The following is a 13,948-nucleotide window of genomic DNA, read 5'->3' on the forward strand; positions in this document are numbered from 1 at the left end:
TCAACTCCTTGTGCTTTTCTGGGCGTGTTCGTCCAGACCATCCGCTAGCAGGCTTAGGCCTAGCATCAGGGTGGAGATGGCAATGCAGGGGAAAATCACCAAGTGCGGGAAGGCGATAGCCATGCTCCGGCCTTCGTTGATCATTCCGCCCCAATCCGGGGTGGGTGGCGGCAAGCCGAGGCCAAGAAAACCGAGGGCCCCGATCATGATTGCGGTGTAGCCAATGCGCAGGCAAAAATCGACGATCAGCGGGCCACCACAGTTGGGAAGGATTTCTACCAGCATGATCCTCAGCGGACCTTCGCCTTGGGTGATGGCGCTGAGCACGTAGTCTCTGGAGCGGATGTCGATGGTCAGCGCACGCATGATCCTGAAGATCGCCGGGGCGCTGGTGAACGTGACTGCAATCAAAATGTTCAGCGCCGAGGCACCCAGCGCGATGATGATCACGATGTAGAGCACCAACACCGGAAATGACAACACGGTGTCGGCGACATACGACAGCAAGGCGTCCACCCAGCCACTGAAGTAACCAGCGCACAGGCCCATGGCGATGCCCACCGCGAATGCAGTCAGCGTCGCCAGGATCGACCAGAACAATACGGTTCGGGTGCCCCAGATGAGCCGTGAAAGAATGTCCCGGCCGATCATGTCGGTGCCCAGCAGGAAGCTCATGCCGTTGCTGTCGGGGGTCATGGGTGTCAGCAGCGGAGTGAAACTTTCCAGCGGGTCATGAGGCGCAAGCCAAGGCGCAAAGAGTGCCATCAGCACCCAACTGCCTACCAGCAGCAGACCGAGCGCGGCCAAGGGATGTTTGAACGAGTTAAGAAGGTTCATTGGGCACCTGCGCCAAGACTGCGCAGGGTGATGCGCGGGTTGAGCCAGGTGTACGCCAGGTCCGAGAATATTTTGGTCGCACCGACCACGACGCCGCTGATCATTGCGCACGCTTCGATCAAGTAAACGTCATGGTTCAGCGAAGCGGTGTAGAGCAGCGAGCCGAAACCTTTGTAGGCGAAAAACACCTCGACCACGATGACGTTCGACAGTAGCCACGGGATGTACAACATGATCACCGTGATAGGCGCGATCAGCACGTTGCGCAGGGCGTGGCGCAGTACGATGCGAGTGGTGGATGCACCTTTCAGGCGGGCAGTTCGGATGTAGGGCGCCTGCATCACTTCGACCATGGACGCTCGCGTAATCCGCGCCAGGTAACCGATGCCGAACAGACACAGCACCATCAGTGGCAGTGCCATTTCCACGGCGTTGAAGCCGTCGCTCATGCTGCTGACCCCCGGCAACCAGTTAAGCCAGAAGACGAAGATGGCCGAGACAAACACCGCGCTGGCAAAGTCGGGAATCGAAGTGGTAAAGATCGACAAAAACGATACCAGGCGGTCCAGTACCGAGCCTTGACGAATGCCCGCTAGAATTCCCAGTGTCAGTGCCACCGGCACCATGATCAGCAGCGCCAGTCCTGCGAGCATCAGGGTCTGCCAGAGGCTAGGCAGCAACAGGTCGATCACCGGCTCACGAAAGTGTACCGAGGTGCCCCAGTCGCCACTCACGAAGTCTTTTAACCACACAAGGTATCGTAAAACGAAGGGTTGGTTGTAGCCGTGCTCCGCCAGCCACGCTGCGCGCTGGTCGGCAGCGGAGTAGGGTCCGAGAACATTGATTGCTACGTCCTGGATGTTCAGCTCCAGAGCCAGGAACACGATCGCCGACACCGACAGCAGGGTTGCTACCAGCGCCAATAGCTTGCGCATTAAAAATTCAGCCATGCTCGCACGCTCCGTTAATCAAGGGATGGAGGCTTGCCGCGCCGAAGCGGGCAAGCTCAATGAGTGGGCGCCGGAATCAGGCGCTCAACCACACTTCATCCATTGGGTAGAAGTCCGAAGGGTGCACGTTGAACCCGTGTACCTTTTTGCTGGCGGCGGTGAACTTGTCTCCCCAGAACGGCTGCACCATGACGCAAGCATCTTGCAGAATCTGCTCGACGGCTTGCATCGCCACTGCGCGCTGTTTTGGATCGATGATGCCCATGGCGTTGTCCAGCGCGGCATCGAATGCCGGGTCGCTGTAATGGCTTTCGTTCCAGGCCGCGCCGCTGCGGTAGGCCAGCTCCAAGGACATCACGCCCAAGGGGCGGTGAGCCCAATACGTGAGGCTGAAAGCAGCTTTGTCCCAAATCGGCCAGTATTGAGTGGCAGGGATCACTTTGAGGTTGATGCGGATGCCCGCTTCGGCGCAATTCTGCTGCAGGATTTGTGCACAGTCCTGTTCGTAGCGGCCTTGGGTATTGCCGACGATCAAGTCGATATCAATCCCGTTGGGATGGCCCGCTTCGGCGAGCAGCTTTTTGGCGCCTGCCACGTCCCTGGCGCGTTTGGGCAGCGGGAAGTACTCCGGATGGGAGGGGGCAACATGGTGGTCTTCGCCCAAAGTGCCCATGCCGCGATAGGCAATTTTCAGCATTTGTGCGTTGTCGGCGCAGAGCACCACGGCTTTACGAATCCGCAGATCATCGAACGGCTTCTGATCGCAGGCCATGCGCATCACGATGGTTTGCGCCGATTTGCAGGTCAGCAATTGAGCACCCGGCAAGCGTTTGGCCAGGTCGAGCTCTGCGACGGTTACCCGATACAGCACGTCGACCTGGCCTGCTTGCAGTGCGGCCAAGTGGGTGGAAACGTCGGTACCCATGTCGACGTAACGTAATTCATCGAGGTTGGCAGGTTTACGCCAGTAATCGGCACGCTTGGCAAACGTCGCCTGCTTGTTGACCGCGAACGAGACCAGCTTGAACGGCCCAGTGCCCAGCGGGTTTTTTACCCAGTCGTCACCGGCCTTGAAGCTGCGGTGGACAATGGCGCAGGTGAAGGCGTTGAGCATTTCCGGTATGGCCAGTATCGGCCGCTTGAGTATCAGGCGAAATTGAAAGTCGCCCAGTTTTTCAAAGGAGCCGATGTCTTGGAACGCGGTGCGATTGACTGATTTGGAATCGGCAGCAATCCAGCGCTCGATGTTGTGCTGTACGTCCTCGACGGTGAAGGTGTCGCCGTTGCTCCACTTCACGTCTTGACGCAAGTTGAAGGTCCACGTCTTGAGGTCGTCCGACGGGCTCCAGCTCTCGGCCAAGTACGGGTGTGTGATGTTGTCGGCGTCTACCCAGGTCAAGTACTCCAGCGAGTTGCGCAACAGGTTCGAGGCTTCGATCCAGGTGATCAACATCGGGTCCTGGATTTCCTGGATGGCGCAGGCGAATCGTAGGCTGCCGCCCTGACGGGGTGCGATGGCATCGGCGGCGCTGGCCGAGTCAGCGAGCAGCGCAGAACCCACAAACGTGCTGGCGCTGGCGGCGGTAATGCCCAGCAGCGCGGCGGTACGCAGGAACTGTCGACGATTGATCTCGCCGCTTTGGACTTGAGTGCACAGGCTGTTTACGGCTGGATGCGGCAGGGCGCCGTCCAGTGTCATTAAGTCTTTCATATGCCTCTCCGATAACGTGCAAATATGCGTTTTCCGACTGGCCGCAGAGGGGGCTCGCGGCAGACGCGGTCGCTTTTCGATGAACCGAACCGATAAACCGAAACTGTCAGTGGCAGGTGCCGCAAAGGCGCAGACAAGACAGGCGTGAAGCCGGCAGCAAACAAAGGAGCAACGAAATCAGGAGGACGGATGCGGGGTATGGCATGGGGCAGCTCTCATTTTATTTTTATTAGAGATGGCCGCAGTTTTGTCATCTGAGCAACGATGGACAAATGATAAATTCATGGGTGAAACGTTCGATAAATGCATGTTACTGACCGCAATGAAGGCTGCCGCTTGAGCTAGACAGGCCGGACGAGTGAACGCACAGGTGCAAAACCCAGAGCGCGGGGCCCAAAAAAATCCTCGTTCCGTCTGGAACAAGGGGAAAACGAACGGCGTCGAAGGAGGCGTCGACCCCGTTCGGGGGAACTCAACGGGGCAATAGGCGCGAATCGAACGGGTAATCTGAGAGCAATTCGATACCGTTTTCGTGGATGTAGATTTGCTCTTCGAGCTTGACGCCTTCGCCGCCGGCATCGTGACCGATATAGCTTTCTACACAAATGGTCATGCCCGCTTCGAACACGCCGTTGTAACCCAGCGCATCAATGTCCTCGCGGTGCACTACGTAGGGGTATTCACCGGTCATGCCAACACCGTGGGCCAGGGCGAAATAACGGTTGGCCTTGTAGTTGTCAGGAATCTTCCATGCCAGCTCTGCGTACTCCTTGAAACTGCGCCCGGCCTTGAGCATTTCCATGTTGGTCTGCACTTGCTCGTAGGCCAGTTTGTACAGTTCCTGCTGCTTGGCGGTGGCTGCTTGTTCGCCGCAAAGGAAGGTTCTTGAGAAGTCTGCGTAGTAACCGAAACGCCCGACGACGTCGGTGTCCAGCGCCACCAGATCACCAGCCTCGATGGGCCGGGTGCTGCATTCCTGAAACCATGGGTTAGTGCGCGGACCGGAGGAGAGAAGGCGGGTTTCCACGTAGTCGCCATCGGTGGCGATCACGTGTTGGTGCAGGTGCGACCACAACTCGTTTTCTGTAATGCCAGGGGTAAGTTTGCTTTCCATCAAGCGCACGCCCGCTTCAGTTGCACGCAGGCTGGCACGGATCATCTTCAACTCGTTAGGCACCTTGATGCAGCGGGCCCGCTCCAACGGTTCCTGAGCGTCGAACACCTGATAGCGGAGCTTCTGCAGTTCGAACGCAGCCGCCGACGTCGCGCTTTCGATGGCAATACGTTTGCCGCCCCCACATTTACGTACCAAGTCGTCAATTTCGGCGGCCCAATCGGCGGTGACGTTGCTCAAAAAGCTGTCGCAGAAGTAATAAGAAATGGCTTTGGCCGGACGCACTTCGTCGACGGTGTTGAGTGACTCCGCCAAGTGCAGGCAGCCACCAAATTCGAATATGACTACCGGACCTTCCGCCGGAATAAAGGCATAGCGTGCCGGGTTGCGTGCTGAGTACACCTGCATATTGCGCGAGCCGGTGGCGTAGCGCATGTGGGTGGGGTCGAACACTACGCAGGCGGCGTAATCGCGCTTCTTCAGCTCGTTGCGCACCCGTTGCAAGCGGTCGAGTTGAATCTGTTGGATCTCGTCATAGGTCGGTTCACAGTCGGCGGGGTTACGGTTTGGGCCGGACAAGCTCATCGGGTATTCCTCACGGGCACGTAGTGGGTTTTTTATAGAGGTTTTGGGGTTGAATCAGTCGAGCAACTGGTCGCTGCGTACCAAGTTGCGTTCGGCCTGTAGATGGGCTTCGGACAGTCGTCCGTAAAGCTGCTTGGTGCGTTGGGCGCGACCGACGATTCCGGGCTTTTCGGAATAAGCAAAAATCGCCGTATTGCGCTCGGTGGGACCTTGCACTTTGGTGACTCGGTGCACGGAGAAGCGCCCTTTGAAAATCTGCAAATCGCCGGGGTTGAGGTCCAGTTCCTGCACGCGGCTGTGGTCTTCGCCGCGTACTACTTTGCCCACCGCGCCGAGGTTTTCCTGGGTGCGCGAACGGATCATCGGTGCGTATTCGAACAAGCCACCGGTTTCTGGCTTCTGAGTCATCATGCTGACGATGAATTCGTTAGTGTCGAAGTGCCAAGGTTGTTCGGTGCCATGGGGCATGACGTTGATCACCAGGCCAGCGAACGGGTCGGCGTACTCGAAAATCTCTGGCTCGTTCAGGCAGGCGCCGATGAAGCGCTTCATTATGGGTGACACGTACAAGCGATGGATGATTGCGTCTGGGGCGATCATGTCTCGTGTCACGAAGCCGCTGGTGCGCTCCATGAATGTGCGTCGCGGGTCATCTTGGGGCAGGGTGGGGTCGTCTTCGGTGAAATAGGCATTGACCTTGCGCACCGAATAAAACGTCTTGCCCGACAGCGCCTGTCCTTCGGCACGTGCCTGTTCCAGCGCTTGCGGCCGCAGGAAGTTCTTCAGCAAGCAGCAGCCATCCTCGGCCAATTCAGCGCGGGCGTGCTCGATCAGTGCCTGCAATCGGACATGGCCCGAATCATGTATGGGGTACAACTCAGTATTAATGATGTCGCTGATATCGCCCACTTCGGCGTCGGCAAGTTGAAGACTCATGCAGGGCTCCTGGAACTATCAATACACGGGGTATTTTGGGAGTGGCTTAACCACTGTTTTGCGTGGAGTCGATAGTTGCTTAACGAGGTGAGAAGTGGAAATTACAAGTTGTGATCGAATCCATCGGCGGGTGCGATAGTTATGTCAGGCGAATTGGATGGGACCTTACTTAAAGTTTTTGTCGCGATTATCGAGTGCCGCGGATTCTCTGCGGCAGCTGAGCGCTTGCATAAAACCCAGTCGACCATCAGCCAGAGTTTGCAGCGCCTGGAAGAAATCGTCGGCACGCCCCTGGTCCAGCGCACCAGTCGTTCAGTTAGCCTGACGCCTGGCGGCGAGACCTTTCTGATATACGCCCGGCAAATCCTCAAACTCCACGGCGATGCGATCAACGCAGTGCACCTGCCCAACGAGCAAGCGTGTGTTCATGTGGGCATGCCGGAGGATTACGCGCAATTTTGCCTCGCACAGGTGTTGCAGGACTTTCAAGAGCAGTTCCCCCAGGTGCGGCCAGACATTTGCTGCGAAATGTCCACGGCGCTGGTCGGCCGTTTGCAACGCGGCGAGCTGGACTTGGTGCTGGGCGTGCAACACACCAACATGCAGCAAGGCGAATACCTGTGTGACGAGCCACTGGTGTGGGTGGCTGCCGGGGATTGGCGCTGTGATACCCACGAGTCCGTGCCGTTGGCCGTGTATGCGGAGGGCTGTGCTTTTCGCGCCAACGCCGTTGGTGCACTGGCCGAGGCGGGGCGGCCGTGGCATGTAGTGTATACCAGCCAAAGCCCGCGTGGCATTGCCATCGCCATCGAACAGGGGCGTTCAGTGGGAGTTACTGCGCGCCGCTTGGTGCCTGCCGGCTGGCAAATTCTGGACGAGGCACAAGGCTTCCCGCCCATCGAACCCGCGAGGTTGATGTTCTGGCGTTCTGCCCAGTGTCAGGAGTTGGCAGTCACGGCGCTGGCAGATATCTTGTGGCGCCAGTTGGGCCGTTCAGAGTTGTTGGCCCAGCGCGGACTCGCCGCGTTGACGACCAGCCATCAGCCGCAGCAGTAATACGCTGGCCGCCACCGAACAGACAATCCAGCCATGTACCCAGCTGAACTGTCCCGTAGTTTGCAGTATCCAGCCGCACAGCCCGTTGGCGGTGGCACTGGCCAGTCCATAGCCGACCATGCTCAGGCTCACCACTTGCAGGCTCTGCACCGGGTTCAACCGTGCGCTGAGGTAGGCCGCCATCAAGCCCCATGCCGGAAAATAGAACAGCGCGAACAGTCCGGCTGCCAGCCACGTCAGTTCCAGATTCGGCCGCCACAGCAAGGCGATCATTGCCAGGCCGAACGCGCTGATGCTCAAGGCCATGACTCGCAGCGCACCCCATCGATCCGCCAATGAGCCCAACAACAAACCGCCTACCGCCCCGCCGATACCGATCAGCGTCCACAGCGATCCAGTGGTTTGTGCGCTGGCGCCCAGCTGTTCGCTGACAAACGCCGAGAGAAAATTCAGGAAGGGTCCGCTGATCCCGCCAACACAGGCGCTAAGCACGAGTATGTGCAGCGCCACCGGGTATTCCAGGCACAGGTGCAGCCATTGCTTGAGTTCCCGCCGCAACGACGGCTTGCGCTGAGGCTTGTCGCGTTGGTCCGCTGCCAGTGGTGCCAGCGCCCAAAACGTTGCTACCGTAACGATCAGCGTCAAGCCTGCGCAGATAAACCAGAAGTGCGTCAGGGAGATGCCCTGCAACAAGGCGATCAGCAGTCCATTAAGGCAAATCGCAAACGCCGCCCCCGATGACGCCAGACCCAGCACGCGGCTTCGGTGGGAGACAGGGATTACCTCGCCCACCAATGCTGCAATGGCATTCCAGTTCGATACGGCGCAGGCCGAGATCAGCGCCAGGCACAGTGCGAACGGTATGACCCATGGCGTGGCAACCGCTAAAACCATCAACACCGGGCTTAACGCAATGGTCAAACGCACCATATTGCGAGGGCTGATCCAGGCCGCAGCGATGCCACTGACGAGAGATGCGCCCATATAGAACAGTTGCAGCAGCGCGGCGATGAAGGCGGCCTGGCTATAACTTAGCCCGAACACTTGGCGGATCTCGGGTAATAGAGCCGAATACAGAAAAATACTGAAACCGTGGGTGGTGGCGTTGCACGCGGTAAAGATAACTGCCAGCACACCGATACTTCTTGCCGGCGAGTTAATGGGCATTGGCATGTGTCTGACTCGATAAGGTTGGATGTACCACGTGCAGGCAAAGCTTTAATCTTGCCGAGAATCAACGCGAGGAGATAACAGGCTAACTGTTGAACTTAGACTAGCGTTTATATAATAAAAACCGCCAGTGCTTAATTGTCATGGTTGCACTGCGAAATACTCATGCTACTTATGCGTGAGCGACAATTATTGGTCTCAAACCGACGCCTCGAGCCTAGGATTTGTCCCGGCCATGATTAATGATGGGAAACAGTGCTGCTTAAAGCCGTACTGATGGCAGCCTTGTGGCTGCGGCCAACACAAAAATGCATGTTACTCAGAAAATTTTCTGCGGGGTGTGGGATGCTTGGCATTCGTCAGCCGATGCGGAAGTATCTTTAATGAAACGCAAAATGCCCGCGCTGAACGCACTCAAAGCTTTCGAAGTGGCCGGCAGTACGGGCAGTTTTACCCGCGCTGCGGAATTGTTGAACGTCACGCAAAGTGCCGTCAGCCGCCAGGTTCGTCAGCTTGAGGAGCAGTTGGGCGAGAACTTGCTGGAGCGTCGTCACCACCATTTGGAACTGACCAGTGCGGGCCGGGTTTTGCTGCGAGCGCTGCATCAGTCCTTCGATAAGATCGAGCTGACGGTGCGCAGCATTCAGGAGAAATCCCACGCCAATCGCTTGCACATCAATGCACCGCCGACGTTCACCAATCGCTGGCTGATGCCTCGCTTGGGCAGGCTGCGCGAGCGGCATCCGGAGTTGGAATTGAGCATCACCACGCGCCTACAGGACAGTCTGGCCGAGACCAGTACCCTGGATTGTGCGATCCGTTTTGGCGACGGCGAATGGGACGGGCTGGACAGCTCGCTGCTGATACAGGAGCGGCATATCGCCGTGTGCTCGCCGACCTTGTATGCGCGGGAGTGGAGCGAGCGCGGCATCGACCTGAATCGCTTGACCCTGCTGCATGTGCTGGCCCGGGAAGACCAGCGTTATTTGACCTGGAAGCACTGGCTGGACGCCGCGCGCATCAGCGGTGTCGACACACAAGGCGGTTACGAATTCGACCTGCTGGACCTCGCCATCCGTGCGGCCACCGATGGCTTAGGCATCACCATTGCCGACTGGCACATGGTCGCTTCCGAACTGGCCAGCGGGCAATTGACCCAAGTGCTTAACGTGCATGTCGACGGGCATCAATCCTATTGGCTGGTGACCCGCCCGGAGCAGACGTCGTTGCCCCAATTGCAGCTATTCAACCAATGGCTGCAAGAAGAGATCTGGTTGGCGCAACGTCAGTTGGAACCCTCTAAAGCGGTGCCGTCAGCCGTCTGAAGGGTAACGTAAGGGGTAACCTGCGTTTTACGAATGTTTTAATGCTCAATAAATCGTTTGTTCAACCCGGCGCGGATGACAAGACTGCGGTGACTGGATAAAAACAACGATGGGCGATTGACATGCGATTAGAGCGAAACTTTGTAAACGGCCACTTCATTGAACCGACCAGCGACGCATCGATCGCGGTGTACAACCCCGCGACCGAAGCCTTGGTCGGTCATGTAGCCGCCGCCACTGCCAGCGAAGCCATTGCAGCAGTAGATGCCGCCGCCGCTGCTCAGAAAGGTTGGGGCAAGCTCACCAGCATTGAGCGCGCCGACCACCTGCGTGCCTTCGCTGATGCCCTTGATGCCTGTGCCGAAAGCATCGGTGCTGCCTTGGCCAGCGAGTCCGGCAAAAGCGTGGCCGACGCCAGCAACGAAGCCCGTTATGCCGCGCAGATCACCCGCTACCACGCTGAATGGGCACGCCGTATCGAAGGCGAAATCATTCCCAGCGACGCCCCGGACGAAAACATCTTTTTGCACCGCGAACCGATCGGCGTCGTGGCCTGCCTTATTCCGTTCAACTACCCGGTTTACACCTTGCTGCGCAAAATCGCCCCGGCGCTGATTGCCGGCAACACCGTGGTAGTGCGCCCGAGCAACAACACGCCGACTTCAGCCTTTGAAATCGCCAAGGCCGTCCAGCAATCCGGCATGCCAGCAGGCGTGGTGAACATCCTGACCATGGACCACGCCACGGCATCGTCCTTGTGCACCCACAAATCGGTCGGGATGATCACCTTGACTGGCAGCGTCAACGCCGGGCGAGTGGTGCTGGACTACTGCAAGACCAACATCGCCAAACCTTCTCTGGAGCTGGGCGGCAAAACTCCGGCGATCATCGAAGCAGACGCTGACCTGGAAAAAGCCGCCAGCGACATTATCGCCTCCAAGACCACTCATTGCGGCCAGCTGTGCACGGCAGTAGAGCGCGTCTACGTGCAAGAAAATGTCTACGACGAATTTCTGGCTTTGCTCCGAACCAAAATCAAGGCGGTGAAAATCGGTGACCGCAGCACCGACGCCAGACTGATGGGGCCCCTGGTCAGCGCCAGTGCCCAGCAAAACATTCATGCCATGGTTGAGCGCGCCATTGCCGACGGTGCTGTATTGGAAGCAGGCGGCGTGCTGCCGCAAGGCAAAGGCCATTTCTATCCGCCGACCCTGCTCAGCGGTTGCCGTCAGGGCATGGAAATCGTCCAGGAAGAAATCTTCGGCCCAGTGCTACCCGTACTCAAGTACCGCGACATCGACGAAGCGTTGGCCATGGCCAACGACCACCAATTTGGTTTGTCGTCGGTGCTGTACACCGAGAACTACCGCACCACCATGAAAGTGGCCAACGCCATCGAGTCCGGTGAGCTGTACATCAATCGCACCCCGGCCGACCCGTATCAGGGTTACCACGCTGGTTGGAAACGCTCAGGTCTGGGCGGTGATGACGGTAAACACGGCATGCTCGAATTTACCCAGACTCGATTAGTCGTGATGAAGTTTTAAGGTCAGCTACAGGCTTCAAACGCCACGTTCAGCGCCAACCGTTTTTAGTTCGCAGCTAGCCGCTTGTGGCCGTTTCTATACCGCTTACCGCTTCACCTAAAACAATAATTATCAGGGCACCTGGATCACCAGGACGCCCGAGGTCACACAGATGTCCAAGCATGCATCCACTGCTGCCGCTGTTCAGAATTCGGCGTTAAAAGGCCGCAGTGACAAGGCCAGTCGTTATATCCAGTTGTCGTTGTTGGTACTTGCCGCAGGTGCGATCTACCCGATCCTGTACCTGCGTCAGGTTTACCAAACCACCATGCTCGACGTGTTCCACATCAGCCACAGTGAGTTGGGGTACCTGTATTCGATGTTGGGTACGATCTTTCTGCTCAGCTATCTGCCCAGCGGCTGGTTGGCCGACCGGATTGCACCACGGTTTTTAATCTTCTTTTCGCTGGTCGCTACCGGCGCATTGGGCCTTTGGTATTCAACCGCACCGTCCATGACCGGCCTGATGATTATTTTTGGTTGCTGGGGGCTGACCACCGGTTTGACCTTCTGGGCTTCGGTGCTCAAACGCGTAAAAATGATTGCCCACCACACTGAACAGGGCCGCTTCTTCGGCATCCTTGATGGCGGTCGCGGCTTGGTAGAAGCGCTGTTGGCCACCATCGCCCTTGGGCTTTTTGCCTTCGCCACCGAGACCCGCGGCGAGTCGGCAGCCGAAGGTTTCAAACACGTCGTTTATCTGTACGCGTTTATCTGCATCGCCATCGGTTTTGCACTGGTGCTGATCAAAGATCCAAAGGCGCTGGTTGAAACCGCAGCGGAGCAGAAAGGCAGCTTCAACCTGCTCGCGGACTTGGCTACCTTGGTCAAAATCCCGGAGCTGTGGCTGGTAACTGCCATTGTGTTTTGCGGTTATCACATCTTCTGGGCCACCTATAGCTTCTCCGATTACCTGCAAGGCAACGGTATGACTGCGGTCATGGCGGGGACCATAACCACCATCAAGTTATGGATGCGGCCCATTGGTGGTATTGGCGGAGGTTTGCTCGGCGACAAGTTTTCCAATATCTCGGTACTGATCGTGGCGCTGGTGCTGGCGACCTTGGGGATGGCGGGCTTGATAGTGTTCCCGGGGCTGAACAGTCTGGCACTGCTGATCGGTACGGTGATTTTCATTGGCCTGATGACCTATGCCATCCGCGGCCTGTATTGGGCCATTCTCGACACCTGCGACATCCCGCTGCGTATCACCGGCCTCGCCATCGGCATTGTTTCGGTGGTGGGGTATCTGCCAGACACCTTCATTCCGCTGATCAATGGCTACCTCACCGAAAATTTCCCCGGTGCATTCGGTTACCAGCTTTATTTCGGCTATATCGCCTTCGTCGGCATGCTCGGGACCTTCGCGGCTCTGGGATTGCGCGCGCGTATCAATCGTAAATCCTTGAACCAGACTGGTGCCTGAGATGAAAATCGTCGCCCTTGAAACCCATATCGTTGCCGTACCTCCACCGCACATTGGTGGCATGTACTGGTTGTTCGTCAAAATCAAAACCGATTGCGGTATCGAAGGTGTTGGCGAGATATACGCTGCGACCTTCGGCCCCAAAGCCATGCTGCCGATCATCGAAGACGTATTCGAACGCTACTTGCTCAACCATGACCCGCACCACATTGAGCGCTTCTTCCGTCAGGCCTATTCCAGCGGGTTCACCCAGCGTCCGGACCTGACCATGATGGGCGTGGTCAGCGGCCTGGAAATGGCGTGCTGGGACATCATCGGCAAAGCAGCGAACAAACCGGTTTACGAATTACTCGGCGGTAAGGTCAATGAACGCCTGCGTTCCTACACCTACCTGTATCCGGTCAACAGCAAGGGCGAGTACGACTACGATGACCCGGACCTGGCGGCTGAATGCGCCATCGAAAACATGAACAAAGGTTTCACCGCGCTGAAGTTCGATCCGGCCGGCCCTTATACCGCGTATTCCGGCCACCAGATCTCCCTAGAAGTGTTAGAGCGCTGCGAAACCTTTTGCCGCAAAATTCGCGAAGCGGTGGGCGATAAATGCGACCTGTTGTTTGGCACCCACGGGCAAATGGTGCCGTCCTCGGCGATCCGTCTGGCCAAGCGCCTGGAAAAGTACGACCCATTGTGGTTCGAAGAGCCAGTGCCGCCGGGTCAGGAAGAGGCCATGGCGCAAGTCGCGGCCAAGACCAGCATCCCCATTGCCACCGGCGAACGCCTGACCACCAAGTATGAGTTCTTCAAGGTTTTGCAGACCGGTGCCGCCTCCATTTTGCAGATGAACGTCGCCCGCTGTGGCGGCCTGCTGGAAGCCAAAAAGATCGCGAGCATGGCCGAAGCCTATTACGCGCAAATTGCACCGCATCTCTATAACGGCCCCATTGGCGCGGCAGCGAGCTTTCAACTGGCTACCTGCACGCCGAACTTCCTGATCCAGGAAAGCATCATGACTTGGGGTGGATTCCATGCCGAAATCCTGACCAAACCGCTGCAATGGGAAGACGGTTACATCATCCCGTCCACCGAGCCGGGCCTGGGCGTGGAGTTGAACATGGACGTGGTGCGCAAGCATTCGCCCTACACCGGCGAGCGCCTGCACCTGCAAATGGCGGCCGCTCCCGCCGACGTTAAAGACACCTCCCCGGCCAGGGGCTGAGAACCACCCCCGCCTTTAAATGGGCGGGGCATG

General features: G+C 57.7%; 11 protein-coding genes. 5 read left to right on the forward strand and 6 right to left on the reverse strand.

What is annotated here, in order from left to right; genetic code table 11:
* The 5 genes from RHM65_RS19085 to RHM65_RS19105 all read right to left on the reverse strand — a co-directional run bounded on the left by RHM65_RS19085 (position 1) and on the right by RHM65_RS19105 (position 6,133).
* Positions 1-837 carry an ABC transporter permease gene (locus tag RHM65_RS19085; RefSeq protein WP_322170379.1) on the reverse strand — a complete coding sequence of 279 codons (837 nt, stop codon included), beginning with the start codon at positions 835-837 and terminating at the stop codon, positions 1-3.
* Positions 834-1,787 carry an ABC transporter permease gene (locus RHM65_RS19090; RefSeq protein WP_322170376.1) on the reverse strand — a complete coding sequence of 318 codons (954 nt, stop codon included), beginning with the start codon at positions 1,785-1,787 and terminating at the stop codon, positions 834-836. The genes RHM65_RS19085 and RHM65_RS19090 overlap by 4 nt, the downstream gene beginning before the upstream one ends.
* Before the next feature lie 76 nt (positions 1,788-1,863).
* Positions 1,864-3,498 carry an ABC transporter substrate-binding protein gene (locus tag RHM65_RS19095; RefSeq protein ID WP_322170374.1) on the reverse strand — a complete coding sequence of 545 codons (1,635 nt, stop codon included), beginning with the start codon at positions 3,496-3,498 and terminating at the stop codon, positions 1,864-1,866.
* Between the two features lie 472 nt (positions 3,499-3,970).
* The gene (locus RHM65_RS19100) at positions 3,971-5,197 is read right to left on the reverse strand and encodes a Xaa-Pro peptidase family protein (protein ID WP_322170371.1); all 1,227 of its coding nucleotides are present in this window, start codon (positions 5,195-5,197) and stop codon (positions 3,971-3,973) included.
* A 54-nt stretch (positions 5,198-5,251) separates the two neighbouring features.
* Positions 5,252-6,133, reverse strand: coding sequence for a phytanoyl-CoA dioxygenase family protein (locus RHM65_RS19105; protein ID WP_322170368.1), 882 nt, complete (start codon positions 6,131-6,133; stop codon positions 5,252-5,254).
* Between the two features lie 141 nt (positions 6,134-6,274).
* Here RHM65_RS19105 and RHM65_RS19110 point away from each other — a divergent pair, with 141 nt between their 5' ends.
* Entirely contained in the window at positions 6,275-7,189 is a 915-nt protein-coding gene (locus tag RHM65_RS19110; protein ID WP_322170364.1) for a LysR family transcriptional regulator, read from the forward strand.
* Here RHM65_RS19110 and RHM65_RS19115 read toward each other — a convergent pair.
* A complete protein-coding gene (locus tag RHM65_RS19115) occupies positions 7,127-8,362 on the reverse strand; it encodes an MFS transporter (protein WP_322170361.1) in 1,236 nt (411 codons plus the stop codon). The genes RHM65_RS19110 and RHM65_RS19115 overlap by 63 nt on opposite strands.
* Before the next feature lie 380 nt (positions 8,363-8,742).
* On the opposite strand from RHM65_RS19115, the gene RHM65_RS19120 reads away from it, so the two are divergent.
* The 4 genes from RHM65_RS19120 (at position 8,743) to RHM65_RS19135 (ending at position 13,915) form a co-directional block, all read left to right on the forward strand.
* Complete coding sequence (locus RHM65_RS19120; protein ID WP_322170358.1) at positions 8,743-9,684, forward strand: LysR substrate-binding domain-containing protein; 942 nt, start codon at positions 8,743-8,745, stop codon at positions 9,682-9,684.
* Positions 9,685-9,806: 122 nt separating this feature from the next.
* Entirely contained in the window at positions 9,807-11,231 is a 1,425-nt protein-coding gene (gene aldA / locus RHM65_RS19125) for an aldehyde dehydrogenase (RefSeq protein WP_322170355.1), read from the forward strand.
* A gap of 151 nt (positions 11,232-11,382) precedes the next feature.
* Positions 11,383-12,696 carry an MFS transporter gene (locus RHM65_RS19130; RefSeq protein WP_322170353.1) on the forward strand — a complete coding sequence of 438 codons (1,314 nt, stop codon included), beginning with the start codon at positions 11,383-11,385 and terminating at the stop codon, positions 12,694-12,696.
* A 1-nt stretch (position 12,697) separates the two neighbouring features.
* Entirely contained in the window at positions 12,698-13,915 is a 1,218-nt protein-coding gene (locus RHM65_RS19135) for a mandelate racemase/muconate lactonizing enzyme family protein (RefSeq protein ID WP_322170350.1), read from the forward strand.
* The last annotated feature ends 33 nt before the right edge of the window (positions 13,916-13,948 follow it).

It is taken from the genome of Pseudomonas sp. CCI4.2, from assembly GCF_034350045.1.
Lineage (GTDB): Bacteria > Pseudomonadota > Gammaproteobacteria > Pseudomonadales > Pseudomonadaceae > Aquipseudomonas.

What these genes read in the sequence shown, in the direction of transcription:
- RHM65_RS19115 (WP_322170361.1), bottom strand. Translation starts at nt 8,362, where the DNA reads ATGCCAATGCCCATTAACTCGCCGGCAAGAAGTATCGGTGTGCTGGCA.
- RHM65_RS19135 (WP_322170350.1), top strand. Translation starts at nt 12,698, where the DNA reads ATGAAAATCGTCGCCCTTGAAACCCATATCGTTGCCGTACCTCCACCG.
- aldA (WP_322170355.1), top strand. Translation starts at nt 9,807, where the DNA reads ATGCGATTAGAGCGAAACTTTGTAAACGGCCACTTCATTGAACCGACC.
- RHM65_RS19095 (WP_322170374.1), bottom strand. Translation starts at nt 3,498, where the DNA reads ATGAAAGACTTAATGACACTGGACGGCGCCCTGCCGCATCCAGCCGTA.
- RHM65_RS19100 (WP_322170371.1), bottom strand. Translation starts at nt 5,197, where the DNA reads ATGAGCTTGTCCGGCCCAAACCGTAACCCCGCCGACTGTGAACCGACC.
- RHM65_RS19110 (WP_322170364.1), top strand. Translation starts at nt 6,275, where the DNA reads ATGTCAGGCGAATTGGATGGGACCTTACTTAAAGTTTTTGTCGCGATT.
- RHM65_RS19130 (WP_322170353.1), top strand. Translation starts at nt 11,383, where the DNA reads ATGTCCAAGCATGCATCCACTGCTGCCGCTGTTCAGAATTCGGCGTTA.
- RHM65_RS19105 (WP_322170368.1), bottom strand. Translation starts at nt 6,133, where the DNA reads ATGAGTCTTCAACTTGCCGACGCCGAAGTGGGCGATATCAGCGACATC.
- RHM65_RS19090 (WP_322170376.1), bottom strand. Translation starts at nt 1,787, where the DNA reads ATGGCTGAATTTTTAATGCGCAAGCTATTGGCGCTGGTAGCAACCCTG.
- RHM65_RS19085 (WP_322170379.1), bottom strand. Translation starts at nt 837, where the DNA reads ATGAACCTTCTTAACTCGTTCAAACATCCCTTGGCCGCGCTCGGTCTG.
- RHM65_RS19120 (WP_322170358.1), top strand. Translation starts at nt 8,743, where the DNA reads ATGAAACGCAAAATGCCCGCGCTGAACGCACTCAAAGCTTTCGAAGTG.